The sequence below is a fragment of the Kitasatospora sp. NPDC028055 genome (assembly GCF_040637885.1).
In the GTDB taxonomy this organism is placed as follows: Bacteria; Actinomycetota; Actinomycetes; order Streptomycetales; family Streptomycetaceae; genus Kitasatospora.
This window is the reverse complement of sequence record NZ_JBEZXE010000112.1, coordinates 1-1590: the sequence shown is the minus strand read 5'-3', so window position 1 is coordinate 1590 and position 1590 is coordinate 1. Positions and strand designations below refer to the sequence as shown.

The following is a 1590-nucleotide window of genomic DNA, read 5'->3' as shown; positions in this document are numbered from 1 at the left end:
ACCCTCCGCCGCAACACCCCCGAAACCACCCAACTCACCCACGCCCTCGCCCACACCTGGACCCACAACACCCCCACCACCCCACCCACACCCACACCACCCCCCACCCACCACACCCCCCTCCCCACCTACCCCTTCCAACACCACACCTACTGGCTGGAAGCGGCGGCCGGAGCGGGCCTCGACGACGCCGCGTCAGCCGGGCTGGACGACGCCGCGCACCCGTTGCTCGCCGCCGTGGTGGAACTGCCCGAGGGCCAGGGCGTGGTGGCGACCGGCCGGATCGGTGTGGAGAGCCACCCTTGGCTGGCGGAGTACACGCTCCAGGACACGACGGTCCTGCCGGCGGTGGCCGTACTCGACCTCGTCCTGTCCACCGGTGACCGGCTGGGCCTGCACCACCTCGACGAACTCTCCCTGGAGCGGCCGCTCGTCCTGCCGGAGGACGGCGGGGTCGATCTGCGCGTCCGCGTGTCCGGCGCGGACGAGGACGGGAAGCACACCGTCCAGGTGCACACCCGGCAGGCCGACGGCTGGACGCGCCGCGCCGCCGGTGTGCTGAGCGCCTCGGGCAAGGCGGGCGGGACCGGCCCCGGCCGGGCGGCCTGGGTCGAGCCCGAGCAGTCGGCCGAACGGCTCACCGCGGCCGGGTACGACCACGGCGGGGTCTTCCGAAGCATCCGCGGGTTCTCCGACGGGCACGTCGAGACGGCCCTCCCGGAGGACACCACCGCGGACGGATTCGGGCTCCACCCGGCGCTGTTGGCTGCCGCGCTGGACGGTGTCCTGGCCGGTCAGTCAGGAGAGACGGCGTTCCCGAACCGCTTCACGGACGTGACACTGCACGCGACCGGCGCCGCCGCGGCCAGGATCCGGCTGGCCGCCCACCCCGACGGCACCCTGTCCGCCGGGGTGGCGGACAGGGACGGAGCGCCCCTGCTCAGCATCGGCTCGGTCACCAGCCGCGCACTCACCGCGCCGGACCTCGCCGCCGCCCCGGGCGGTCCGCTCGACTCACCCTTGGCGTTGGAGTGGGTCCCCGCCACCACCGACACCACCGCCACCACCACACCCCCCACCCCCGACATCCTCATCGTCCGCCCCCACGACGACACCACCACACCCCACGACCCCATCGCCGCCGCCCACCACCTCGCCGAACAAACCCTCACCCGCGTACAGGAATGGCTCGCCCAGGACCACCCCGACAACGCCCACCTCGTCATCCTCACCCGCGGCGCCATAGCCACCCACCCCGACGACCCCATCACCGACCTCCCCGCCGCCACCACCTGGGGACTCATCCGCACCGCACAAAACGAACACCCCCACACCCTCACCCTCCTCGACCACCACGGCGACACCCCCAGCCCCCACACCATCACCACCGCCCTCACCACCGGCCAACCCCAACTCGCCCTCCGCAACGGCGACTTCCTCACCCCCCGACTCACCCCCACCACCCCACCCACCACACCCACCACCACCCCCACCATCGACCCCAACGGCACCATCCTCATCACCGGCGGCACCGGCACCCTCGCCGCACACCTCGCCCGCCACCTCGTCACCACCCACGGCGCCCGCCAC

1 protein-coding gene is annotated in these 1590 nt (G+C 73.3%); it reads left to right on the top strand.

The features are described 5' to 3' along the window. Positions 1–1590, top strand: a 1590-nt coding sequence (locus AB0F71_RS39850; protein WP_360246222.1) for a polyketide synthase dehydratase domain-containing protein, incomplete at both ends; no start/stop codon positions are given.